The sequence below is a fragment of the Actinomadura luteofluorescens genome (assembly GCF_013409365.1).
Classification (GTDB): Bacteria; Actinomycetota; Actinomycetes; order Streptosporangiales; family Streptosporangiaceae; genus Spirillospora; species Spirillospora luteofluorescens.
In genome coordinates, this window is sequence record NZ_JACCBA010000001.1 from 1,562,907 (window position 1) to 1,587,093 (window position 24,187).

The 24,187-nt window shown below is 73.4% G+C and carries 19 protein-coding genes; 1 reads left to right on the top strand and 18 read right to left on the bottom strand.

Translation table 11 applies throughout. The annotated features are described in order from the left end of the window. From BJY14_RS06970 to BJY14_RS06990, 5 genes are all read right to left on the bottom strand, one after another. Nucleotides 1-1,407: an RsmB/NOP family class I SAM-dependent RNA methyltransferase gene (locus BJY14_RS06970; protein ID WP_179842854.1), complete on the bottom strand. Its 1,407-nt coding sequence runs from the start codon at nt 1,405-1,407 to the stop codon at nt 1-3. Further along, a complete protein-coding gene (gene fmt, locus BJY14_RS06975; RefSeq protein WP_179842855.1) occupies nt 1,407-2,333 on the bottom strand; it encodes a methionyl-tRNA formyltransferase in 927 nt (308 codons plus the stop codon). The genes BJY14_RS06970 and fmt overlap by 1 nt, the downstream gene beginning before the upstream one ends. Next, a complete protein-coding gene (gene def / locus BJY14_RS06980; RefSeq protein WP_179842856.1) occupies nt 2,334-2,879 on the bottom strand; it encodes a peptide deformylase in 546 nt (181 codons plus the stop codon). 149 nt (nt 2,880-3,028) lie between these two features. Then, nucleotides 3,029-4,837: a hypothetical protein gene (locus BJY14_RS06985; protein ID WP_179842857.1), complete on the bottom strand. Its 1,809-nt coding sequence runs from the start codon at nt 4,835-4,837 to the stop codon at nt 3,029-3,031. A 477-nt stretch (nt 4,838-5,314) separates the two neighbouring features. Then, nucleotides 5,315-7,384 carry a primosomal protein N' gene (locus BJY14_RS06990; protein WP_179842858.1) on the bottom strand — a complete coding sequence of 690 codons (2,070 nt, stop codon included), beginning with the start codon at nt 7,382-7,384 and terminating at the stop codon, nt 5,315-5,317. A gap of 250 nt (nt 7,385-7,634) precedes the next feature. Between BJY14_RS06990 and BJY14_RS06995 the strand changes: the two genes are divergently transcribed. Further along, entirely contained in the window at nt 7,635-9,188 is a 1,554-nt protein-coding gene (locus BJY14_RS06995; protein WP_179849223.1) for a DUF8823 domain-containing protein, read from the top strand. 174 nt (nt 9,189-9,362) lie between these two features. On the opposite strand, the gene metK is transcribed toward BJY14_RS06995, so the two are convergent. From metK to pyrR, 13 genes are all read right to left on the bottom strand, one after another. Further along, nucleotides 9,363-10,556: a methionine adenosyltransferase gene (metK, locus tag BJY14_RS07000; protein ID WP_089312389.1), complete on the bottom strand. Its 1,194-nt coding sequence runs from the start codon at nt 10,554-10,556 to the stop codon at nt 9,363-9,365. A gap of 116 nt (nt 10,557-10,672) precedes the next feature. Next, nucleotides 10,673-11,920: a bifunctional phosphopantothenoylcysteine decarboxylase/phosphopantothenate--cysteine ligase CoaBC gene (gene coaBC / locus BJY14_RS07005; RefSeq protein WP_179842859.1), complete on the bottom strand. Its 1,248-nt coding sequence runs from the start codon at nt 11,918-11,920 to the stop codon at nt 10,673-10,675. A gap of 58 nt (nt 11,921-11,978) precedes the next feature. After that, complete coding sequence (gene rpoZ, locus BJY14_RS07010) at nt 11,979-12,233, bottom strand: DNA-directed RNA polymerase subunit omega (RefSeq protein ID WP_131950118.1); 255 nt, start codon at nt 12,231-12,233, stop codon at nt 11,979-11,981. 27 nt (nt 12,234-12,260) lie between these two features. Beyond that, nucleotides 12,261-12,827 (bottom strand): guanylate kinase, encoded by a 567-nt coding sequence (gmk, locus tag BJY14_RS07015; RefSeq protein ID WP_179842860.1) that lies wholly within the window; start codon nt 12,825-12,827, stop codon nt 12,261-12,263. Nucleotides 12,828-12,942: 115 nt separating this feature from the next. Continuing rightward, nucleotides 12,943-13,269: an integration host factor, actinobacterial type gene (gene mihF, locus BJY14_RS07020; RefSeq protein ID WP_067463056.1), complete on the bottom strand. Its 327-nt coding sequence runs from the start codon at nt 13,267-13,269 to the stop codon at nt 12,943-12,945. 772 nt (nt 13,270-14,041) lie between these two features. Next, entirely contained in the window at nt 14,042-14,746 is a 705-nt protein-coding gene (gene pyrF, locus BJY14_RS07025) for an orotidine-5'-phosphate decarboxylase (protein WP_179842861.1), read from the bottom strand. Continuing rightward, nucleotides 14,743-15,723 (bottom strand): dihydroorotate dehydrogenase, encoded by a 981-nt coding sequence (locus tag BJY14_RS07030; protein WP_179842862.1) that lies wholly within the window; start codon nt 15,721-15,723, stop codon nt 14,743-14,745. Before BJY14_RS07030 ends, pyrF begins: the two co-directional genes overlap by 4 nt. Then, nucleotides 15,720-16,607: an iron-sulfur cluster-binding protein gene (locus BJY14_RS07035; protein WP_179842863.1), complete on the bottom strand. Its 888-nt coding sequence runs from the start codon at nt 16,605-16,607 to the stop codon at nt 15,720-15,722. Before BJY14_RS07035 ends, BJY14_RS07030 begins: the two co-directional genes overlap by 4 nt. Before the next feature lie 73 nt (nt 16,608-16,680). Further along, nucleotides 16,681-20,061, bottom strand: a complete 3,381-nt coding sequence (gene carB / locus BJY14_RS07040) for a carbamoyl-phosphate synthase large subunit (RefSeq protein ID WP_246395830.1) — start codon at nt 20,059-20,061, stop codon at nt 16,681-16,683. Further along, nucleotides 20,061-21,176, bottom strand: coding sequence for a glutamine-hydrolyzing carbamoyl-phosphate synthase small subunit (carA, locus tag BJY14_RS07045; RefSeq protein WP_179842864.1), 1,116 nt, complete (start codon nt 21,174-21,176; stop codon nt 20,061-20,063). The genes carB and carA overlap by 1 nt, the downstream gene beginning before the upstream one ends. Continuing rightward, complete coding sequence (locus BJY14_RS07050) at nt 21,173-22,459, bottom strand: dihydroorotase (RefSeq protein WP_179842865.1); 1,287 nt, start codon at nt 22,457-22,459, stop codon at nt 21,173-21,175. Before BJY14_RS07050 ends, carA begins: the two co-directional genes overlap by 4 nt. Next, on the bottom strand, nt 22,456-23,397 hold the full coding sequence (locus tag BJY14_RS07055; protein ID WP_179842866.1) for an aspartate carbamoyltransferase catalytic subunit: 942 nt from the start codon (nt 23,395-23,397) through the stop codon (nt 22,456-22,458). The genes BJY14_RS07050 and BJY14_RS07055 overlap by 4 nt, the downstream gene beginning before the upstream one ends. Next, the gene (pyrR, locus tag BJY14_RS07060) at nt 23,394-23,954 is read right to left on the bottom strand and encodes a bifunctional pyr operon transcriptional regulator/uracil phosphoribosyltransferase PyrR (protein WP_258938912.1); all 561 of its coding nucleotides are present in this window, start codon (nt 23,952-23,954) and stop codon (nt 23,394-23,396) included. Before pyrR ends, BJY14_RS07055 begins: the two co-directional genes overlap by 4 nt. Nucleotides 23,955-24,187 lie beyond the last annotated feature (233 nt).

Sequence of the window (24,187 nt, forward strand, 5' to 3'; positions counted from 1 at the left end):
TCATGTACGGCGGAGCAGCGCCAGGAACATCGCGTCCGTGCCGTGGCGGTGCGGCCAGAACTGGGCGTACGGGCCGTCCCCCAGCCCGGTGAGACCCGGGGCGATCCCCGCGAGGATGCCGGGCGCGTCGAGCCGTTCGACGTCGTCGCGCTTGCGCAGGACGTCGTCCACCACCACGCGGGTCTCCGCCAGGTGGGGAGAGCAGGTGACATAGGCGACCACGCCGCCGGGGCGGATGGACTCCAGTGCCGTGGCGAGCAGCTTCCGCTGGAGCGGCCCGAGTTCGGCGACCGATTCGGGGCCGCGGCGCCAGCGGGCCTCAGGGCGGCGGCGGAGCGCGCCCAGACCGGTGCAGGGAGCGTCCACCATGACCCGGTCGAAGGAACCCGGACGCCACGCCGGAGCGGTGCCGTCGGCTGCGACCACGCCCGTCCGGTCGTCGACCGCGCGCCGGACGAGCCCGGCGCGGTGCGGCTGGACGTCCGCGGCGAGAAGCCGGGCATCGCGCTGGGCGGCGAGAGCCGACAGGAGCCCGGCCTTGCCTCCGGGGCCGGCGCAAAGGTCGGCCCAACGTGCGTCCGGGCCCTCCAGGGGAGCTTCGGTCAGAGCGAGGGCGACCATCTGGCTGGCCTCGTCCTGGACGGCTGCGCGCCCGTCGCGGACGGCGGCGATACCCGCCGGGTCACCCTCGGCTAGGACGGCGCCGTAGGGCGAGTAGGGGGCGGGCTCCGCGCCCGCGTCGTACAACTCTTCGAGCGTCGCCCTGCCGGGGCGTGCGACGAGCGTCACGCGGGGGCGGGCGTTGTCGGCCGCGAGGAGTTCGTCGATCTCGGCCGTCCCGACGGCGTCCCGCATGGCGGACACGATCCATTTCGGGTGGCTGTGGGCGATCGACAGGCGCGTCGTGGTGTCGGCGTCGGCGGGCGCCACGATCTGGAGCCAGGCGTCCATGTCGCGCATGGCGACCTTGCGGAGCACCGCGTTGGCGAACTTGGCCTGGCCCGGGCCGGAGACCGAACGGGCCAGCTCCACCGTCGTCCCCACGGCCGCGTGCGGCGGGATGCGGGTGGCGAGGACCTGGTGGGCGCCGAGGCGCAGGACGTCCAGGAGGGGCGCGTCAATCCGGCGCAGTTCGCGGTCGCTGCACAGCGCGAGCACCGCGTCGTAGGTTCCCCTGCCGCGCAAGGTCCCGTACGTCAGTTCAGTGGCGAGGGCGGCGTCGCGACCGGTCAGGCCGCGGTCGCGCAGGCGCGAGGGAAGCAGGAGGTTCGCGTAGGCGTCGCGGGTCTCCACCGCCCGGATCACGTCGAACGCGGTACGGCGGACGAGATCCTGAGGGCGGCCCGTCTTGCGGGGACCGCCCGGACGGGTGTTCGGGGCGCGTCGGCGGTTGCGGGCGGGAGGCATCAGTGCAGGGCGTCCTTGCCGGTGAGGTTGAGGCCGCGAGCCCAGTCGGCGGCGGCCATGGGGCGCTTGCCCTGCGGCTGCACCTCGCCCAGCGCGACGGGATGCGTGGCCGTGCCGACCAGCACCTCGCTCTTGCCCGCGCTGATCTCACCGGGCGCCAGCGCGGCGGCGCCGGAGGCCGGACGGACGGGGCCGAGCTTGACGCGCGCGTCGCGGAAGTTCGTCCACGCGCCCGGCGCCGGGGTGCAGGCGCGGATCAGGCGGTCGATGTGCAGGGCCGGGCTCTTCCAGTCGACGTGGCCGTCCTCGGGCGTCAGCTTCGCCGCGTGGGACACCCCATCGGTCGGCTGGGGCCGGGGCTCCAGGACGCCCGCCTCGATCCCGTTCATGGTGTCCAGCAGGAGGTCCGCGCCGGCGACGGCCAGCCGTCCCAGCAGCTCGCCTGCGGTGTCGTCCGGCCGGATCGGCTCGGTGAGCACGCCGTAGACCGGGCCGGTGTCCAGGCCCTCCTCGATCTGGAACGTGGCCGCGCCGGTCACGTCGTCGCCGTGCAGGATCGAGCGCTGCACGGGGGCGGCCCCGCGCCAGGCGGGCAGCAGCGAGAAGTGCAGGTTCACCCAGCCGTGGCGGGGGATGTCCAGGGCCTCGCGGGGCAGCAGCGCGCCGTAGGCGACCACCGGGCAGCAGTCCGGCGCGATCTCCCGGAGCCGGTCGAGGAACTCGGGGTCGCGGGCCTTCGCCGGCTTCAGCACCTCAACGCCGGCCTCGGCGGCGAGCGAGGCGACCGGGCTGGCGCTCAGATGCCTCCCCCGCCCCGAACGCCCGTCGGGGCGGGTCACGACCGCCACGACCTCGTGCGAGGACCCCAGAAGGGCCGTCAGGGCCGGGAGCGCCGTCTCGGGCGTCCCGGCGAAGACCAGCCGCATCTAGATCGCCTTCCCGAGGGTGCGGTGCGGCGACTCCTTCACGACGGGCGCCGGCTCGCCGAACCACTCGGCCTCCCGGATCGCCTTCATCGCGGCCTTGCGCTGCTCGGGGTCCATCCGGTCGATGAAGATGATCCCGTCGAGGTGGTCGGTCTCGTGCTGGACGCAGCGCGCCAGCAGGTGGGTGCCCTCCAGCGTGATCGGCTCCCCGTGCATGTTGAAGCCCTTCGCCACCACCCCGAGGGAGCGGGGCGTGGGGAACGCCAGGCCGGGCAGGGACAGGCAGCCCTCGTCGTCGGTCTCCTGCTCGTCCGACAGGTCGAGCGTCGGGTTGACCACGTGCCCGAGGCGGTCGTCGACGTAGTAGGTGAACACGCGCAGCCCGACGCCGAGCTGGGGGGCGGCCAGGCCCGCGCCGGGGGCGTCGATCATCGTGTCGGTGAGGTCCTTGACGAGCTGGCGCAGCTCCTTGTCGAAGTCCTTCACCGGCTCCGCGGGCGTGCGCAGCACGGGGTCGCCGAAGAGGCGGATGGGCTTGACGGCCAACGGGGACTCCGTTTCGTGCGAATGTCGCTGATCACTGCGGGCGGCGCCCGGTCACTGCGGGTGCCGCCGACTGCCTGCGGGTGCCGATGACAACCGGCGCGCGCCCCACAAGTCTACGGAGGCGCGGGCCCGGAACATTCACGCCATGTTCACACACCGCGGTGCGCGCTCTGACGCGCCGAACGCGCCTTGTAGGCGGCGGTACGGGCGGCCTTGGCGGTCGCCTTGTCGGGGTGGTGGGCCCCCAGCGCCTCCAGGACGTCGGCCACACCGGGATGATGGGTGCGCCACAGCTCGTCCACCATGGTCATCATCTCGGCCCCGGGCGGCGCGTCGATGAGCGCCGCCTCGACCGCCTCCTGCGGCTCGGCCGTCTCCAGCATCCCGGCGACCGTGTCGACGAAGACCCAGAGGTACTCCTCGCGGGCCAGTTCCCGCCCCGCCGGGTCGCCGGCGGCGTTCAGCCACATCGCGGCGTAGGGCGCCACGAGCGGGTGCTCCTGCGCGGCGCGGACCACCCCCGCGGCCTCGGGGCCGACGCGGTGCAGGACGGCGGCGGCGAGGTTGCGGGCGCCGGGGCCGCCGGTCCGCATCACGTCCAGCAGGTCGGCGGCGGCGTCCTTGGGGTCGTGCGACGCCAGCCAGCCGTCGATCTCCTCGTCGGCGGCCTCCGGCCGGTACCAGGTGAGGCCCGCGATGAGCTCGGACGCGCGGGCTCCGGCCAGCTCGCCGATCACGGGGGCGGTGAACCCGTCCGCGAGGAGCAGCTCCCGGACGGCCCACACCCCGAGCGGCGTGAGCACACGCCCCCCGCCGGACTCCTCGATGACGCCCCAGTCCCCCAGCACCGCCAGCTCCAGCGCGAGGGCGTCGGCCACGAGCGCGTACATGGTGTCGGCGTCGGTGAGGTCGTAGGCCTCCTCGATGTGGCCCAGCAGCGCATCGGCGAGGGCCTCGAACCCGGCCGGCTCCTCCTGCTCGTACAGGTGGATGAGGACGCCGGTCAGCTCGTTCTGGACGAGTTCGACCGCGTCCAGGCCGTCGGCGTAGTCGTGGCCGGGCACCACGACGGAGTCGAACAGCGGCAGCCAGGCGGTGAGCAGCGCCGCGTCGTCACCGGACCCGAGGCCCGCCAGCGCGGGGCCCGGAGCGGCGCGGCCGTCCCCGGCGTCGATCACTTTCGCCTCGACGGCGGCCCACCACAGCCGGTCCAGCGCGCCGTCGTCCTCCAGCTGCCCGTGGCGCCGCGGGGTGTCGATTCCGAGCGCCTGCCGGGCGGCTTCGGCGTCGGCGCCGGTGAGCGCGCCGTGCTCGCCGAGCGGCCGCTCGCCCGTCCAGCGGGCCAGGGCCAGGACCGCCTCGGTGAGGCCGGACCGCCGCGCCGCGTCCGCGACCTCGGCCTGCGACGCGAGCCGAACGGGCGGGACCGTCAGCTCTCCGGCCTGCCGCAGGTACTCCTCGGTGCGGGCGAAGCGCTCTTCCTCCGGCTGCGCCTCGAAGTCGCGCATCCAGGCGTCGACGGCGTCCTGGTCGTCCAGGTCGATCCCGTCGGCCTGCATCAGCCCGGCGACGACCTCGGCCGCCGCCTGCCGCTCCTCGCTGTCGACGGCGGCGACGACCTCGGCGAAGCCGGGGCCGGTCCGCTCGATCTCCGCCTCCAGCCCGTCGGCGGCCGCCGCGGGGACGGCGCCGGTGTCGCGCAGGTAGGCGACGATCCGGCGCAGGGCGTCCAGGATGGTGGGGACGTCGTCGCGCGCGGCGACCACGGACTCGGGGAAGACCTCCAGGAGCAGCTCGCGGACGTGCCGCGGCTCCAGCGCCTCCGGGCCCGCCAGGCCCATCTCCTCCCGCGCCAGGTCGAGCAGGATGCGGACGCCCTGCTCGTCCAGCGCTTCACCGCGCTCGTCCGACCACCGCCGCAGGTCGCCCGCGGTGGTCTCCACCCAGTTGTCGGCCACGCCTGAACCCTATTGGTCGACCGAGCCCCCCGGGGTCGATTGAGCCCCCCACCCACCCGAGTCGCTCCACCACGCCCCCACGGAGGCCGGTCGAGTCAGGGGTCGATCGAGCCCCACAGCACCGACTGCGCTCCACGGGGGCGGTCGCGCTCCACAAGCACCGGTTGCGCTTCACGGGGTCGGTTGCGCTCCACGGGGTCGGTTGCGCTCCACAACATCGGTCGCGCTCCACAAGCACCGGTTGCGCTCCACGGGGTCGGTTGCGCTCCACAACATCGGTCGCGCTCCACAAGCACCGGTTGCGCTCCACGGGGTCGGTTGCGCTCCACCACCCGGTTGCGCTCCACCACCCGGCTGCGCTCCACCACCCGGCTGCGCTCCACCACCCGGCTGCGCTCCAGGGCCCGGTCGCGCTCCACAAGCACCGGTTGCGCTCCGCGGCGCCGGTGGAGGTACGGCGTCGGCAGAGCTTCAGCGTCAGATCAGTTCCAGGGGGTCGATCTGGACGCGGACGGTCTCCGTTGCCTTGCGTGCGCTGCGTACGCCCTGCGCTTCTTTCAGGGCGCGTGCCAGGGCGTTGCCTGAGGTGCGAGGGACGCGTATGAGTGCGCGTTCCTTCTCTTGAGCCTCCGTGCCCGACTGTGGGAGAGGAACGGGCCCGAGGACCTCCGCGCCCTCAGGCAACCGGGTGTCGGCCAGGAGTTCCCGTATGGCGGCCGGGGACGCGGTCAGCGACGCCATGCGCGCGGCAGGGGGGAAGCCCACCTCCCTGCGCTCGGCCAGTTCCCGCTCCGCGTACGTGACCGGGTCCCAGCGCACGAGGGCCTGGACCGCCGGCAGCGCCCCCTCGGCCGCCACGATCACCGGGGCTTGGGGGCGGACCAGCGACGCCGCGTTCATCCAGCGCCTCAGCGTCTCCTCACCGGCGCGCAGGTCAGGTCGCCCGAGGAGGACCCAGCCGTCCAGCAGCAGCCCGGCCAGGTATCCGTTCTCCGCCGGAGGCTCGGCCCCGGGCGTCGACACCACGAGAGCCCGCTCCGGGCCGACCCGGTCGAGGACGGCCTCGCGGCCCGAGGTGCGTACGGGCACTCCGGGGAACGCCCGGCCGAGCTCCTCCGCCGTGCGTTTGGCGCCCACCACGACGGCGCGCACCTGGAAGAAGCCGCATTCGGGGCAGTGCCAGTCGCCCGCGATGTGACCGCACCAGGCGCAGTACGGGGCCGCGTGGGACGACGCAAGCGCCAAGGGCCCCTGGCAGGTCTGGCAGCGCGCCGGTGTGCGGCACCTCCCGCAGGCGATGCCGGGGACGTAACCGCGCCTCGGCACCTGGACGAGAACGGGCCCGCTCTCCAGCGCCTGCCGTGCGGCCTCGAACGCGACGTTCGGCAGGCGCGCGGTGCGGGCGGCGGCGTCCCGGGCGAGCTGCGCGTCCTCCCCCACGTAGCGGACGCGCGGCATCCTCGCCCGGATGCGGTTCCTGTCGGCGGCGAGCGCGTGGGCCCAGCCGGTCTCCACGAGCTGCGTCGCGTCGGTCGTCCGGGTGAACCCGCCGATCAGCGCGCCGGCCCCCGACCGGTGGGCGCGCAGGGCGAGGACGTCGCGGGGATGCGGATACGGCGCGTGCGGCTCGGCGTGGACGTCATCGCCGTCGTCCCACAGCACGACCAGCCCCAGGTCGGCGACGGGCGCGAACATGGCGGCGCGGGTGCCGACGACCGCGCGCGCCTTGCCGCGCAGGACGGAGAGCCATCTCCGGTAGCGCTCCGCCGGGCCCAGCTCCGCCGTCAGCGCGACGTGCAGGCCCTCCCCCAGCTCCGCCTCCAGCGCCGCGTCGACGCGCGCCGCGTCGCGGCCGTCGGCGACCACGACGAGCGCACCGCGCCCGCCGCTCAGCGTGGCGGCGACCGCGAGCGCGATGGCCGCCGCCCAGTCGGGGCCGGGCAGCGCCGTCCACACGGCGCGCGGCGCCCTCCCGTCGGCCAGCGCGCTCAGGAACGACTCCCCCGCCGGGTACTCCCGCCACGCGCCGGCGTCGGGCGCCTCGGGCGGGGCGGGGGCGGTCTCCTCCACGGGCTCGGCTTCGACGCGGGCGTGCCGGGGAGGGACGGCGAGCCGCAGGACGTCCGCGAACGTGCCCGCGTAGCGGTCGGCCACCTCCCGCACCAGCGCGGCGATCTCCGGGGTCAGGACGGGCTCCGGCGAGGTCACCCTCTCCAGGAACAGCAGCTTGCCGCCGTGGCCGCTCTCGGCGGCCCGCTCCAGGAGGAGACCGTCGACGAGCTGGCCCGCGAAGCGCACCCGCACGCGGCAGCCGGGAACCGCCTTCGCGTCCAGCTCGGTGGGGACGAGGTAGTCGAAGGGACGGTCCAGGTGCGGGAGCGACATGTCGACCGCGACCCGCGCGACGGGCAGATCCGCGGCCGGACGGCGCGCCCCCTTCTTCCCTGTTCTTGCGGGTTTCCCGGGCTTGTTCGGCTTGGCGGCGGGCGCGCCCGGGAGGGCGTCCAGCCCCGGGATCAGGTCCGTTCCCCCGCCGTCCTTCGTCACGTCCCCGTCCTACCAGATCGATCCGACAGCCGAACTCGCACGCTAGGGTTGGTCCGTTTGAACGGGGTGCGCGATCTCCGGCCCATTGCCCGACGCCCGTCCGCACCCTCGCCGTCCGACGAGCCCTGCAGGCGATGTGACCACAGCTCATGCCCATGAGCGGACGGACTCCCCGGCCAGCGACGGGGTGTCACGCCGTTCCCCCAGCCCCTCGGCCGCCTCCCGGTGGAAGAAGTGGGCACGCCACCCCGTGGTCGCGGCCACGCTGGCCGGCGCCGTCCTGCACCTGGTGTGGGGCCTGCTCCTCGCGACCGAGGGCGGCGACCTCGCGGCGCAGGCCGCGTGGACGGACTTCGCCTGGAAGCACCCCGGCGCGGCCTACAGCTTCGCCTGGTACGGCGGGATGCACCCCGCCTCCTACAGTCTCGTGTCGCCGTACCTGATGGCGCTGTTCGGCATCCGCACGGTCGCGGTGATCACGGGCACGCTCTGCGCGACGCTCACCGCCTGCCTGCTCAAGCAGTTCAGGGCGCCCGTAGCGCTGCCCGCCTCCCTGTGGGCCGCCTTCGCGCTGTCCTGCAACGCCGCCTCCGGCCGCGTCACGTTCGGCCTGGGGCTGATGTTCGCGCTCATGGCGACCATCGTGGCGTTCACCCCGCGCGGGACGCCCGCGCTGCGCGCCGCGGCGATGGTCGGGCTGAGCGTGCTGGCCTCGCTCGCGAGCCCCGTCGCGGGCCTGTTCCTGCTCGTGCTGGCCGCCGCGCTCTTCCTCACCGGGCGACGCCGCGCCGGCGTCTGCGTCGCCGTGGGCCTGCCCGTCGTGGTCGGCACGACCAGCCTGCTCTTCCCGTTCAGCGGCGTCCAGCCGATCTCCCTGAACGCGATCGTGCTGCCCGCCGTCACCAGCGTCGCCGCGATCCTGTTCTGCGCGCCGAAGAGCTGGAGCTTCATCCGCACCGGCGCCGCCGTCTACCTGGCCGGGATCCTGCTGACCTGGCTGATCCCCTCCCCCATAGGCAGCAACGTCGAACGGCTCTCGCTGCTGTTCGGCGGCATGTTCCTGCTGTCGGCCGTCGCGCGCGCGCACGGACGGCTGCGGATCGCCGTGCTGTCGCTGGCGTTCATCGTGACGGCGTCCTGGCAGGTCGTGAAGCCCGTCGACGACGTCATCCACACCGAGCCCGCGGCCACGGCCGCCGACCACGCCCGCGGCCTCATCGGCGAGCTGGGCGCCGTCGGCGCGGGCGACGCGCGCATCGAGGTCGTCCCGCTGCGCTCGCACTGGGAGTCCTCCGGCCTCAGCCGCCACTTCGCGCTCGCCCGGGGCTGGAACCGCCAGGTCGACGCCGAACGCCACGAGCTGTTCTACGAGAAGGGCGCGCTGACGCCCGCCTCCTACCGCGACTGGCTGCACAAGTGGGCCGTCCAGTACGTCGTCCTGCCCGAGCAGGAGGTCGACTGGTCCGCGCAGGAGGAGGCCGCCCTCGTCGAAGGCGGCCAGCCGTACCTGACGGAGATCTGGCGGGACGAGCACTGGCGGCTGTACCGCGTGGCGAGCCCCACGCCGCTGGTCGACCGGCCCGCGTTCGTCAGCACGCTCGACTCCGGCAAGCTCGTCGTGGACATGCCCTCGCCCGGGTCCGTCCTGGTGCGCGTGTCCTGGTCTCCCTGGCTGAGAGCGACGGGCGGGGACGCGTGCCTGGCACGGGCGGGCGAGTTCGTCCGGCTGAAGGCGCGCACCCCGGGCCGCTACACCATCGCCGCTCCCTACGGCCTGCACCGCGGCAACCACTGCGCTCGCTGACCCCCGCCCAGCCGGCGCACGGCGGCCCGTCTCCACATCGGCGGCCGCAAGGCGGGGTCCGCTCACAGGGCATCCCCTTGTGACAGGCGCGGAGCCGGCACAGGCACAGGACCGGCACGGGCGCGTGAAGAAGGGCCCCGGGGTTGCCCGGGGCCCTTCTTCGCGGAAGACCGGTTAGAGGCCGGCGGCGGAGGCCAGGTCCTTGGCGCGGTCGGTCGACTCCCAGGAGAAGTCGGGCTCCTCGCGGCCGAAGTGGCCGTAGGCGGCCGTCTGCTGGTAGATCGGGCGGAGCAGGTCCAGGTCGCGGACGATCGCGGCCGGACGCAGGTCGAAGACGTCCCCGATCGCCTTCTCGATCTTCTCGGGGGCGACCTTCTCGGTGCCGAACGTCTCCACGAACACCCCGACCGGGTGGGCCTTGCCGATCGCGTAGGCGACCTGCACCTCGGCGCGGTCGGCCAGCTGCGCGGCGACGATGTTCTTGGCGACCCAGCGCATCGCGTACGCGGCGGAGCGGTCGACCTTGGACGGGTCCTTGCCGGAGAACGCGCCGCCGCCGTGCCGGGCCATGCCGCCGTAGGTGTCCACGATGATCTTGCGGCCGGTGAGGCCGGCGTCGCCCATCGGGCCGCCGATCTCGAAGCGGCCGGTGGGGTTCACCAGCAGCCGGTAGTTCTCGGTGTCGAGCTCGAACTCGGCGAGCACCGGATCGACGACGTGCTCCTTGACGTCGGGACCCAGCAGCTCCTTGAGGTCGATGTCGGGAGCGTGCTGGCTGGACACCACGACGGTGTCGAGGCGGACGCCGCGGTCGCCGTCGTACTCGATGGTGACCTGGGTCTTGCCGTCGGGGCGCAGGTAGGGCACGTCGCCGCTCTTGCGGACCGCCGACAGCCGCCGGGCGAGCCGGTGCGCCAGCGTGATCGGCAGCGGCATCAGCTCGGGCGTCTCGTTGGTGGCGTAGCCGAACATCAGGCCCTGGTCGCCGGCGCCCTGCCGGTCCAGGTCGTCGACGCCCTCGCCCTCGCGGGTCTCGTAGGCGTCGTCCACGCCCTGCGCGATGTCGGGCGACTGCGCGCCGATGGACACCGACACGCCGCAGGAGTGGCCGTCGAAGCCCTTCTTGGACGAGTCGTAGCCGATCTCCAGGATCTTCTCCCGGATCACGCCCGGGATGTCCACATAGGTCTCGGTGGTGACCTCACCGGCCACATGGACCTGACCGGTCGTGATCATCGTCTCGACGGCGACCCGGCTCTTCGGGTCGTCCTTGAGCATCGAGTCGAGGATCGCGTCGCTGATCTGGTCCGCGATCTTGTCCGGGTGACCCTCGGTCACCGACTCGGAGGTGAACAGGCGGCGAGACACGTACGTGAACTCCTTGCAGCGGCTGCTGACTGACGTCGCAGAACGGATTCTTTGTCGAGTTCGGCGAGGGACGCCGCCCCCCGCCATGGGTTCCCCACGATGTTAGGCCCAGAAGTCTAGCGGGATCGGCGCCCTTCGCCCTGACCTTGGCCTGACGTGCGCTCCAACCGCGCGGCGACGAGGTCCCACACGACCTCGGCGAGCGCCTCCTTGGCCCCGCGCGGCACCTCCGTCCGCGACCCGTCGGCGCCGAGGATGGTCGCGGCGTTGTCGGGACGGCCGAAGGTCAGGTTCTCGCCGACCTGGTTGACGACGAGGAGGTCGCTGCCCTTGCGGGCGAGCTTGGCCCGGCCGTTGGCGAGGACGTCGTCGGTCTCGGCCGCGAACCCCACGACGACCTGGCCGGGCCTGCGGATCCTGCCCAGCTCGGCCAGGATGTCGGGGTTCTTCACGAGCCGGATCGGCTCGGGCTCCGTCCCCTCGGTTTTCTTGATCTTGGAGTCGCGGTAGCCGGACGGGCGGAAGTCGGCGACGGCCGCGGCCATGACGACCGCGTCGGCCGATCCGGCGGCCTTCACGACGGCCTCGCGCATCTCCTCCGCCGATCCGACGGCGACGGTCTCGGCGCCCGCCGGGTCGGGCAGAGCGACGTTCGCCGAGACGAGGGTCACCCGGGCGCCGCGGGCCGCGGCGGTCCGGGCCAGGGCGTAGCCCTGCAGGCCCGACGAGCGGTTCCCGATGAAGCGGACGGGGTCGATGGCCTCCCGGGTGCCCCCGGCCGAGACCACCACATGCCGTCCGGCGAGGTCGCGCCCCGCGGCGCCGCGGGCCAGCACGTGCCGGGCCACCTCGAACAGCTCGGTGGGGTCGGGCAGCCGGCCGGGGCCGGTGTCCTTGCCCGTGAGGCGTCCGGACGCGGGCTCGACGACGACGGCGCCGCGCTCGCGCAGCGTCGCCACGTTGGCCTGCGTCGCCGGGTGCTGCCACATCTCGGTGTGCATCGCGGGCGCGAACACCACGGGGCAGCGGGCGGTGAGCAGGGTGTTGGTCAGCAGGTCGTCGGCGAGGCCGTGGGCCGCCTTGGCGAGCAGGTCGGCGGTCGCCGGTGCGACGAACACCAGGTCGGCCTGCTGACCGAGACGGACGTGCGGGACCTCGGCGACGCCGTCCCAGACGCGCGGGGACACCGGCTTGCCGGACAGGGCGGCCCAGGTGGGTTCTCCGACGAAGCGGAGCGCGTCCGCGGTCGGCACGACGGTGACGTCGTGGCCCGACTCGGTGAGCCGCCGGAGCAGCTCGCACGCCTTGTACGCGGCGATGCCGGCGCTCACGCCGAGCACGACGCGCGGCTTGGGGGAGGTCATGTGGCCCACGATCCCATCACGCGCCGCCCGCTCTCCGCCCGGGGTGGGCGCTGCGGGCTCAGCCCTCGATGGGCTCGGCGTTCAGGAGGCCCTCGCGCGTCTCGCGGAGCGCGATCGACAGCGGCTTCTCCTGGACCTGCGTCTCGACGAGCGGGCCGACGTACTCCAGAAGGCCCTCGCCCAGCTGGGCGTAGTAGGCGTTGATCTGCCGGGCGCGCTTGGCCGCGATGCTCACGAGGCCGTACTTGGTGTCGACGACCTCAAGGAGCTCGTCGATCGAGGGGTTGGTGATGCCCTCGTTGCTGACTGCCACTCGGTGGCCTTCCGTAGATTGAACAGGCTACTGGTCAGCCATCAAGGCTAGCAGCTCGCCGCACACGTCCCGAACGGACGTGTTGACGAGCGTGACGTCGAACTCCTTCTCGGCGGCGAGTTCCACGCGGGCCGCGTCGAGGCGGCGCTCGATGACCTCGGGGGGCTCGGTGCCGCGTCCGGTGAGGCGGCGGACGAGCTCCTCCCAGCTGGGGGGAGCGAGGAACACCAGCCGCGCCTCGGACATGGACCGGCGGACCTGCCGGGCGCCCTGGAGGTCGATCTCCAGCAGCACCGGTTCGCCGCGGGCGAGGCGTTCCTCGACGGGCCGGCGCGGGGTTCCGTAGCGGTTGCCCGCGAACTCGGCCCATTCGAGGAGCTGCCCCTCGGCGACGAGCCGGTCGAAACCGGCGTCGTCGACGAAGAAGTACTGCACACCGTCGGTCTCACCCGGGCGGGGAGCCCGGGTGGTCACCGAGACCGACAGCCACACCCGGGGGTGTGAGCGCCGGATCTCGGCGACGACCGTGCTCTTGCCGACGCCCGACGGCCCGGACAGGACCGTCAGCCGCCGCGCGAGCGGGCCATGCGGCATGGAGCCTTCCGGCGCAGCGATGGGTGCGCCGGAGCCGGACGGGATGGTGCCGTTCCCGGGTCGCCCCGAGCCGGCCGCGGCGGTCTGACCGCCGCGCCCGCCCGTGAGTCGCGCGTCAGCGGTTCGCACTTCCGCCGAACTCACGCTCCAGGGATGCGCGCTGGTTGGCGCCGAGGCCCCGCACACGGCGGGACTCGGCGATGCCCAGGCGCTCCATGATCTGCTTCGCACGGACCTTGCCCACACCGGGCAGCGATTCCAGGAGGGCCGACACCTTCATCTTTCCGATGACGTCGTCGGCCTGACCCTCTTTGAGAACCTCGGCGAGCGAGGTTCCCCCGTGCTTCAGCTTGTTCTTAACCTCGGCCCGCTCCTTGCGCGCCTTGGCAGCCTTCTCCAGGGCTGCGGCGCGCTGTTCGGGGGTTAGGGGCGGAAGAGCCACGCCGGGTCACCTCAGGTTTCCACTCGACGGAGTCGGACGGGTTGGGAAACTAGCGAGTTCACCACCCATAAGGCAACGTGAAGTGCCGTTTAGCCCGCCACAAATTCACGAAAATCACTCCTCGGAGTGTCCTGAATACAGAGTGTACCCAACTCGGCCCCCTCGGCGCCGCATCCCCTTGCCTTGCTGGGACTTTCGCATGATCGTGAAAATCCGCCCGTTCTGGCCGTAAATATGGCACCGGGCACCGCTTCGCCACTGCGCTTCGCGCCCCCGGAGGGCCGGTCCGCCACCGTCCCGGCACCCCCGCCCGGGGCCCCGCACAGGCGCCGCCACGGGCCCTCCCACAAGTGATCCCGACCGAGTGACACTCGTCACCCCGCGCCGTTCCGCACGTCGCCCCGGCACCGTTACTGTCATCCTCGACAACACACCCGCCAAGATCGTTCGCTCCGCACGGAGGACACCCGCACCGCACCAGCTCCCCCAGCCCGCCGCCAGGGCGCCCCATGGACGCGAAGACGCCGGCCGTCGCACCGGAGACTCCCCCCGGTCCGGAAACGACCCCTCCGCGTGAACGAGTTCGCCGTTCGGCACGTATCGCAAAGCGGCGACTCCGTCCCCGCATTCGCATGCGACTAAAACCACAATCGCGATCGCTCGTGCCACAAAACTCACCCACAAAGCGGTTCTGTGCGCCGTGCACCAATGGCGTGCGGGCCCGTCCGCGCACGGCGGCCGTGCCCGCCCGGGACTCGCGCCCGGCCCGCGCTCAGCCCGTACCGGCGGACGTACGGCGCAGCGCGGCGGCGATGGCGGCCGCGGCGGCGCCGGGATCGGGGGCGCCGGTGATGGGGCGGCCGATGACCAGCAGGTCGGCGCCGGCGGCCAGCGCGGCCTCGGGGGTGGCGACGCGGGCCTGGTCCTGGTTGCCCGAGCCGGCGGGACGGATGCCGGGCGTGATGAGCGTGATGTCCGGGCCGACCTCGGCGCGGACGGCGGCGGCCTCCTGCGGGGAGCACACGAGGGCCTGAGCGCCCGCCTCGACGGCGAGGACGGCCAGCCGGCGGACGGCGTCCGGGGCGGGCCCCGCGAGGCCGAGGGCGGTGAGATCGGCGTCCCCGAGGGACGTCAGCACCGTCACCGCGGCGATCTTGGTGGCGGGGACGGCCTGCACCGCCTCCCGGATCATCGCGGGCCCCCCGGCGGCGTGCACGGTCAGGTAGGCCGGCTTGAGGCGCGCCACGGCGCGGGCGGCGCCGCGGACGGTGGCGGGGATGTCGTGCAGCTTGAGGTCGAGGAACACCTGGACGCGGCTGGCGCCCCGCACGCTGGCGACGACGTCGGGCCCGTACCGCAGGTACAGCTCCAGGCCCACCTTGACGGTGGAGACGTGCGGCGTGACCAGGGTGGCCCATCGCGCGGCGGTCTCCAGGTCGGGCGCGTCCAGCGCGACGGCGATGGGGGCGTCGGTCACAGCTTCTCCTTCTCGGGTTCTTGCGGGCGCACCTGGGGCGGGACGTACCCGGCGGGCTTGTGCGCGAGGCCGACGGCGTCGGCGAGGCGGCCGATGCGGCGGGCCGCCAGCGCCTCCTCCAGCTCGCGCAGCACGCGCGGCCCTGCCGCGGGGTCGTGGAACAGGGCGGTGCCGACGGCGACGGCGGAGGCCCCGGCGAGGATGAACTCCAGGGCGTCCAGGCCGGTGGAGATGCCGCCGACGCCGATGATGGGGGTGGTGGGCAGCGCGGCGTGCACCTGGTAGACGCAGCGGACCGCGACGGGCCGCACGGCGGGCCCGGACAGGCCGCCGGACACGCCCGTGAGGGCCGGACGCAGCGTCTGCGGGTCGATCGCCATGGCGTCCATGGTGTTGATCAGGGTGAGGCCGTCGGCGCCCGCGTCGACGCACGCGAGCGCGATGGTGACGATGTCGGTCACGTCGGGGGCGAGCTTGGCGAAGACCGGGAGGCCGGGCCGGGCGTGCGCGCGCACGGCCCGCACGACGGACGCGGCGGCGGCCGGGTGCCAGCCGAACATGCGGCCGCGGTCCTCGACGTTGGGGCAGGCGACGTTGACCTCGATCGCGGCGACGCCCGGGACGTTGCGGAGGCGGCGCGCGAGGTCGCCGTACTCCTCGACGCTGCTTCCCGCGACGGACACGATCGTGCGGACCTCCTGCTCGATGAGCCAGGGCAGGTCGCGTTCCAGGAAGGTCTCCACGCCGGGGCCGGGCAGGCCCATGGCGGTCAGGAGGCCGCTAGGGGTCTCGGTCACGCGCGGTGTGGGCCGCCCCGCGCGCGCTTGCGCCATCACCGACGTGGTGACGAACGCGCCGAGGCGGGTGAGGTCGAAGAACTGGGCGAGCTCCCGTCCCGTCCCGCCGCACCCGGAGGCCGTCAGGACGGGGTTGGGCAGCTCCAGCGGCCCGAGGGTGGTCGTGACCCGCTCGCTCACTGCAGGCCCCCTTCAGAGACGCTCAGGACGCGCGGCGCGCCGAGCGCGTCGAACGGGATGGTTCCGAGGTCGCCCCAGCGGACGCGGTCGCCGCGCAGGACGGGGCCGTCCGCGCAGGCGCGGACCATGCGGGTCACGCCGTCCTCGCCGTGGACGGGGAGCATGCACGTCATGCACACGCCGATGCCGCACGCGCCGGTCTGCTGGAGGAACTCCTCGACCGACACCTGCGAGGGCAGGCCGAAGTCGCCGGCGATCTGGGTGAGCGAGCGGAGCAGGGCCGTCGGGCCGCAGCCGTAGACGACGTCCGCGCCCGTCTCCTCGATGACGCGGGGCAGCACGTCGCGGACGGTGCCCTTCTCCCCCATCGACCCGTCCTCGGTCACCACGGCCGAGCTGTCGCCGATGCGCTGCGCCATGCGGGACCCGAACACCTGCCGGGCGGAGGCGCCGGCGAGCACGAAGTGCACCCGGCAGCCGCGCCGCAGCAGCGTGTCGGCCAGCGCGAACACGGCCGCGCCGCCGGGACCGCCGCCGACGAGGAGGCAGGTGACGGGATCGCGGGGCAGCCGGAACGGGCGGCCGAGCGGCCCGACGAGGTCGATCTGGTCGCGGGAGCGGCGGCCGGCGAGCCAGGCGGTGCCGGGCTCGGTGTCGGCGAACACCAGTTCGACGGTGCCGCCGTAGTCGGACTTGACCTCGTGCACCCCGATGCACCGGCGCACCAGGCGGGACGTGTGCTCGCCGCCCACGGCCAGCGCCACGAACTGGCCGGGCCTGAACCGTTCGGCGATGGCCGGGGCCACCAGCGTCATCGCGCGGTAGTCCTGCACCTGGCGGACCGTCAGGACCGTCGCCGAGGTCTGCACCGGCGTGTCGGACACCCGTCTCCCTCTCCTCATCGCGTGCGCCGGGCGGTCCGGGCGGCGTCGCGCCCGCCCGGACCGCCCGGTCCTGTCAGCCGGGCGACACAGCGCCGTCCCCGCCGTCCGCGGCCGTCGTGCCGGAGGCGCCGGCGCGGCCGTGCGCGCCGCTGAGCCGCTCGGCGTGCTCCTGGAGGGAGCGGACGCCCACCTGGCCGCCGGCGACGGCCTCGATGCCCTGCACGGCCGCCGCGAGCCCCTGGACGGTCGTCACGCACGGTACGCCCCGCAGCACGGCCGCGGTACGGATCTCGTAGCCGTCGAGCCGCGGCCCGGACTGGCCGGGGCTGCCGAAGGGAGTGTTGACGATGAGGTCGACCTCGCCGTCCAGGACGCGCCGCACGATCGTGGGCTCGCCGGACGGGCCCGGACCCTCGCTGTGCTTGCGCACGATCTTGGCACGCACGCCGTTGCGGCGCAGGACCTCCGCGGTCCCCTCCGTGGCAAGAATCTCAAAGCCCAGGTCAGCCAGGCGCTTCACGGGGAACACCATGTGCCGTTTGTCGCGGTTCGCCACGGACACGAACGCGCGCCCCTTGGTCGGCAGCGACCCGTAGGCCGCCTGCTGCGACTTGGCGAACGCGGTGCCGAACACCTCGTCGATGCCCATGACCTCGCCGGTGGAGCGCATCTCGGGGCCGAGGACGATGTCGACGCCCTGCCCGTGCTCGTTGCGGAACCGGTCGAACGGCAGGACGGCCTCCTTCACCGCGATCGGCGCGTCCAGCGGCAGGGTCCCGCCGTCGCCGGCCTCGGGCAGCATGCCCTCGGCGCGCAGCTCGGCGATGGTCGTGCCCATCATCACGCGGGCCGCCGCCTTGGCGAGCGGGACGGCGGTCGCCTTGGAGACGAACGGCACCGTGCGGGAGGCCCGCGGGTTCGCCTCCAGCACGTACAGGACGCCCGCGGACAGCGCGTACTGGACGTTCATCAGCCCGCGCACGCCGACGCCGCGCGCGAGCGCCTCCGTCGACTCGCGGATGCGGCGGATGTCGTCGTGCCCCAGCGTGATCGGCGGCAGGGCGCACGCCGAGTCGCCGGAGTGGATGCCCGCCTCCTCGATGTGCTCCATCACGCCGCCGAGGTACAGCTCCTCGCCGTCGAACAGGGCGTCCACGTCGATCTCGATGGCCTCGTCCAGGAAGCGGTCGACCAGGACGGGGTGCTCGGGGCTCGCCTCGGTGGCGCGGGCCATGTACGACTCCAGCGTGGCGTCGTCGTACACGATCTCCATGCCGCGCCCGCCCAGCACGTAGGACGGGCGGACGAGCACCGGGTAGCCGATCTCGGCGGCGATCTCCCGGGCCTCCTCGTAGGACGTGGCCGTGCCGTGCTTCGGCGCGAGCAGCCCCGCCCTGTGCAGGACGCGGCCGAAGGCCCCGCGCTCCTCGGCGAGGTGGATGCTCTCCGGCGAGGTGCCCACGATCGGCACGCCGGCGTCCTTCAGCTTCTGCGCGAGCCCGAGGGGCGTCTGGCCGCCGAGCTGGACGATGACGCCCGCGACCTCGCCGGACTGCTGCTCCGCGTAGACGACCTCCAGGACGTCCTCCAGCGTGAGCGGCTCGAAGTAGAGCCGGTCGGAGGTGTCGTAGTCGGTGGAGACCGTCTCGGGGTTGCAGTTGACCATCACGGTCTCATAGCCCGCCTCGGCCAGCGTGAACGACGCGTGGACGCAGGAGTAGTCGAACTCGACGCCCTGCCCGATGCGGTTGGGGCCGCTGCCCAGGATGAGGACCTTCGGCTTCGCGCCCGGCGGTACCTCGGTCTCCTCGTCGTAGGCGGAGTAGAGGTAGGGGGTCTGGGCGGCGAACTCGGCGGCGCAGGTGTCCACGGTCAGGTAGACCGGGCGGATGCCGAGGGCGTGCCGCAACTCGCGCACGACCTCTTCGGAGAGGTTGCGGAGCTCGCCGATCTGCGCGTCGGAGAACCCGTGCCGCTTGGCGCGCAGCAGCTTGTCCTTGGTGAGCGCGTCGTCGGCGGTGCGGATCTCCTCCGCGACCTCGTTGATGGCGGCGATCTGGTCCAGGAACCAGGGGTCGATGCCCGTCGCCTCGTACAGCTCCTCGATGCCGGCTCCGGCCCAGAGCGCGCGCTGGACGTCCCTGAGCCGCCCGTCGTGGGGGCGCCGGGCCGACTCGACGAGCTCGGCGGCGTCGACCTCGCCCGCCCAGCTGAACGAGGTGCCCTTCTGCTCGAGGGACCGCAGTGCCTTCTGCAGGGCCTCGGTGAAGCACCGCCCGATGGCCATGGCCTCGCCCACGGACTTCATGTGCGTGGTGAGCGTGCCGTCGGCGCCGGGGAACTTCTCGAACGCGAACCGGGGCACCTTCACCACGACGTAGTCGAGCGTCGGCTCGAACGAGGCGGGCGTCTCCCGGGTGATGTCGTTCGGGATCTCGTCCAGGGTGTACCCGATGGCCAGCTTCGCGGCGATCTTGGCGATGGGGAAGCCGGTGGCCTTGGAGGCCAGGGCCGAGGACCGCGACACCCGCGGGTTCATCTCGATGACGATCATCCGGCCGGTGCCGGGGTGCACGGCGAACTGGATGTTGCAGCCGCCGGTGTCGACGCCGACCTCGCGGATCACCGCGATCGCGACGTCCCGCATGTTCTGGTACTCGCGGTCGGTCAGCGTCAGCGCGGGCGCGACCGTGATCGAGTCGCCGGTGTGCACGCCCATCGGGTCGAGGTTCTCGATCGAGCACACGATCACCACGTTGTCGCGGCGGTCGCGCATGACCTCCAGCTCGTACTCCTTCCAGCCGAGGATCGACTCCTCCAGGAGCACCTCGCCGGTCGGGGACGCGTCCAGCCCGGCCCCGGCGATGCGGCGCAGGTCGTCCTCGTCGTGGGCGAAGCCGGAGCCGCGCCCGCCCATCGTGAAGGACGGCCGGACGACGAGGGGGTAGCCGAGCTCGCCGGCCGCCGCCAGGCAGTCCTCCATCGAGTGGCAGATGACCGACCGGGCGGACTCGGCGTTCAGGCCCTGCTCGCGGGCGACCTTGGCGACGACCTCCTTGAACCGCTCCCGGTTCTCCCCGGCCTGGATCGCGTCGACGTCGGCGCCGATCAGCTCGACCCCGTACCTGGCCAGGACGCCGCCCTCGTAGAGCGCGATGGCGGTGTTGAGGGCCGTCTGGCCGCCGAGGGTGGGCAGCAGCGCGTCCGGCCGCTCCTTGGCGATGATCTTCTCGACGACCTCGGGGGTGATCGGCTCGACGTAGGTGGCGTCGGCGAACTCGGGGTCGGTCATGATCGTGGCCGGGTTGCTGTTCACCAGCGTGACCCGCAGGCCCTCGGCCTTGAGCACCCGGCACGCCTGGGTGCCGGAGTAGTCGAACTCGCACGCCTGGCCGATGACGATCGGCCCGGAGCCGATGACCAGGACGGAGTTCAGGTCTTCGCGGCGCGGCATTACTTCGACGCCTCCATCAGGTCGCAGAAACGGTCGAAGAGCCCGGAGGCGTCGTGCGGGCCGGCCGCGGCCTCCGGGTGGTACTGGACGCTGAACGCCGGGCGCTCCAGCAGCCTGAGCCCCTCGACGCACCCGTCGTTCAGGTTGACGTGGCTGACCTCGCCGGGCCCGTAGGGGGTGTCGAACGGCCCGTCGGCCGGGGCGTCCACGGCGAACCCGTGGTTGTGCGCCGACACGTCGACCTTGCCGGTCGCCCGGTCCTGGACGGGCTGGTTGATGCCCCGGTGGCCGAACCTCAGCTTGTAGGTGCCGAGGCCGAGCGCGCGGCCGAAGATCTGGTTGCCGAAGCAGATGCCGAAGAACGGCGTCCCGGTGTCCAGGACGCCCTTCAGCGCGTCCACGGCGTAGTCCGCGGCGGCGGGGTCGCCGGGGCCGTTGGAGAAGAACACGCCGTCGGGGGCGAGGGCGAGGATGTCCGCGGCCGTGCTGGTGGCCGGCAGGACGTGCACCTCGCAGCCCCGCTCGGACATCCGGTACGGCGTCATCGACTTGATGCCGAGGTCGACGGCCGCGACCGTGTAGCGCTTCTCGCCGCGCGCCGGGACGATGTAGGGCTCCCTGGTGGAGACGTCCCGGGCCAGGTCGGCGCCCTCCATCGAGGGGCTCTGCCGGACGCGCTCGACGAGGGCGTCCGCGCCGGGCCCGGCGGCGTCGCCGCTGAAGATGCCGGCGCGCATCGCGCCCCGGTCGCGCAGGTGCCGCGTCAGGGCCCGCGTGCCGGGCAGGGCGATGCCCACCACCCCCTGCTCGCGCAGTGCGGAGCCGAGCGAGCCCGTGGCGCGCCAGTTGGACGCCACGCGGGCGGGCTCGCGCACCACGTAGCCGGCCACCTGGATGCGGCGCGACTCGGGGTCCTCGGCGTTGACGCCGGTGTTGCCGATGTGCGGGGACGTCATCGCCACGATCTGGCGCGCGTAGGAGGGATCGGTCAGGGTCTCCTGGTAGCCGGTCATGCCGGTGTTGAAGACCATCTCGCCGAAGGTCTCCCCCTCGGCCCCGTACCCGACCCCGTGGAACACCCTGCCGTCTTCCAGAACGAGCAGAGCAGGGTTCATTGGAGCTTCCCTTCGAGGACGGTCGGCTTGCCGCGCAGGAACGTCGCCACGACCCGGCCGGGCAGCTCCAGCCCCGCGAACGGGGTGTTGCGGCTCTTGGAGGTCATCGCGGACGGGTCCACGGCGCGGCGCGGCGACGGGTCGTACAGCGTGATGTTGGCGGGCGAACCTGCCTCGAGCGGACGACCCTGTCCGGAAAGGCGGCCGATGCGCGCGGGGCGGAACGACATGCGGTCGGCGACCCCGGCCCAGTCGAGCAGCCCGGTCTCGACCATGGACTCCTGGACGACCGGCAGCGCCGTCTCCAGGCCGATCATGCCCATGGCGGCCACGGCCCACTCGGTCTCCTTGGCCTCGACCGGGTGCGGGGCGTGGTCGGTGGCGACGCAGTCGATCGTCCCGTCGGCGAGGGCGTGCCGCAGCGCGGTGACGTCGTCGGCGGTGCGCAGCGGCGGGTTGACCTTGAAGATCGGGTCGTAGGAGCCGGCCTTGGCGTCGTTCAGCAGCAGGTGGTGGGGGGTGACCTCGGCGGTCACCGGGCAGCCCTTGCTCTTCGCCCACCGGATGATCTCCACCGACCCGGCCGTGGAGACGTGGCACACGTGCAGCCGCGACCCGACGTGCTGGGCGAGCAGGACGTCCCGGGCGATGATCGCCTCCTCGGCGACCGCGGGCCAGCCGCGCAGGCCGAGCGCCGCGGACATCTCGCCCTCGTTCATCTGGGCGCCCTCGGTGAGGCGCGGCTCCTGGGCGTGCTGGGCGACGACGCCGTCGAACGCCTTCACGTACTCCAGGGCCCGGCGCATGATGACCGCGTCCGACACGCAGTGCCCGTCGTCGGAGAACACCCGCACCCCGGCGGCGGAGTCGGCCATCGCGCCCAGCTCGGCGAGCTGCTCGCCGGCGATGCCGCGCGTGACGGCCCCGACCGGCTGGACGTCGCAGTACCCGGCCTCGCGCCCGAGGCGCCACACCTGCTCGACCACGCCGGCCGTGTCGGCGACGGGGTCGGTGTTGGCCATCGCGTGGACGGCCGTGAACCCGCCCATCGCGGCGGCCCGCGTGCCGGACTCGACGGTCTCGGCGTCCTCGCGGCCCGGCTCGCGCAGGTGGGTGTGCAGGTCCACGAGACCCGGCAGGGCGACCAGCCCGGCGGCGTCGACGACCTCGGCGCCGGCCTCGTCCAGGCCGGTCCCGACCGCGGCGATGGCGCCGTCGCGGACCAGGACGTCGGCGGCCGCGCCGCCGAGGATCCGGGCGCCCTTGATGATGTAGGTGCTCACTGGGGGACCTCCTGGCCGATGGCGGGCTCGGAGCCTCCGAGCAGCAGGTAGAGGACGGCCATGCGCGCGCTGACGCCGTTGGCGACCTGCTCGACGATCGTGGAGCGGACCGAGTCGGCGACCTCGGCGGCGATCTCGACGCCGCGGTTCATCGGACCGGGGTGCATGACGATGGCGTGGTCGGGGAGCTCGGCCATGCGCTCGGCGTCCAGCCCGTAGCGGCGGCTGTACTCGCGCACCGTCGGGAAGTAGGCGGCGTTCATGCGCTCCTGCTGGACCCGCAGCATCATGATCACGTCGCTCTTGGGGAGGACGGCGTCCAGGTCGTAGGACACCGAGCACGGCCAGGTGCCGATCGCGACCGGCAGCAGCGTCGGCGGCGCGACCACGGTCACGTCGGCGCCGAGCGTGTCCAGCAGCAGGACGTTGGATCGTGCCACACGGCTGTGCAGCACGTCCCCGACGATCGTGACCTTGCGGCCCTCCAGGTCGCCCAGGCGCTTGCGCATCGTGAACGCGTCCAGGAGCGCCTGCGTGGGGTGCTCGTGGGTCCCGTCGCCGGCGTTGACCACGCTGCCCCGCACCCAGCCGGCCAGCCGGTGCGGCGCGCCCGAGGCGTTGTGCCGGATGACGACGCCGTCGGCGCCCATCGCCTCCAGCGTGAGCGCCGTGTCCTTCAGGCTCTCGCCCTTGGACACGCTGGAGCCCTTGGCCGAGAAGTTGATCACATCGGCCGACAGCCGCTTGGCCGCGGCCTCGAACGAGATGCGGGTGCGGGTGGAGTCCTCGAAGAACAGGTTGACGACCGTCCGGCCGCGCAGCGTCGGCAGCTTCTTGATGGAGCGGCCCGCGATCTGCGCGAGCTCCTCGGCCGTGTCGAGGACGAGCAGCGCGTCGTCGCGGCTCAGGTCGCCGGCGGAGATCAGATGGCGGTTCATTCGGCACCCCCCGTCGGGCCGAGCAGCACCGCGTCGCGCCCGTCGTTCTCGTCCAGCAGGACCTTCACGGTCTCGCGCATCGAGGTGGGCAGGTTCTTGCCCACGTAGTCGGCGCGGATCGGCAGCTGCCGGTGCCCGCGGTCCACCAGCACCGCCAGCTGGACGGCGCGGGGCCGGCCGAGGTCGTTCAGCGAGTCCAGCGCGGCGCGCACCGTCCGCCCGGAGAACAGCACGTCGTCGACGAGCACGACGACCCTGTCGTCGATTCCGTCGGCGGGCAGCTCCGTGCGGCCGAGGGCGCGGGCGGGCCGCATCCGCAGGTCGTCCCGGTACATGGTCACGTCGAGCGAGCCCCAGGGCACCGGGCGGCCCTCGACCTCGCGCAGCGCCCCGGCGAGCCGCTCGGCCAGCGTCACGCCGCGGGTCTGGATGCCGAGCAGCAGGACGTCGTGGCCGCCCTTGGTCCGCTCGAGGATCTCGTGTGCGATACGGGTCAGCGCGCGTCGGATGTCGGGACCCTCCAGAACGGCCTTGGGCCGGGGGTCACCGTCCGCCACGCGATGTTCCTGCCTGGAGGCAGCATTCACCGCCGAAACCTCCTTCCCCGCCTCACGGGACGGGCCTTAAAGGACGTCGTGTCCCCCACACGTTAGCAGCCGGGCCCGGCTGCCCAGCACCCCGGGCCGGTCCGCGTCTTCGCAGGTGAGAGGGGTCACATTCGGAGGCCGTCCGGAGGGCGGCGCGGCCGCCGCGCCGGGCCGCCGCACCCCCGCCCGCACGGGCCGGACGC

Coding starts and splice junctions, on each gene's coding strand:
- BJY14_RS06970 (WP_179842854.1), bottom strand. CDS start 1,407: ATGCCTCCCGCCCGCAACCGCCGACGCGCCCCGAACACCCGTCCGGGC.
- fmt (WP_179842855.1), bottom strand. CDS start 2,333: ATGCGGCTGGTCTTCGCCGGGACGCCCGAGACGGCGCTCCCGGCCCTG.
- coaBC (WP_179842859.1), bottom strand. CDS start 11,920: ATGACCTCCCCCAAGCCGCGCGTCGTGCTCGGCGTGAGCGCCGGCATC.
- gmk (WP_179842860.1), bottom strand. CDS start 12,827: ATGCCGCATGGCCCGCTCGCGCGGCGGCTGACGGTCCTGTCCGGGCCG.
- carB (WP_246395830.1), bottom strand. CDS start 20,061: ATGCCGCGCCGCGAAGACCTGAACTCCGTCCTGGTCATCGGCTCCGGG.
- carA (WP_179842864.1), bottom strand. CDS start 21,176: ATGAACCCTGCTCTGCTCGTTCTGGAAGACGGCAGGGTGTTCCACGGG.
- BJY14_RS07055 (WP_179842866.1), bottom strand. CDS start 23,397: ATGAACCGCCATCTGATCTCCGCCGGCGACCTGAGCCGCGACGACGCG.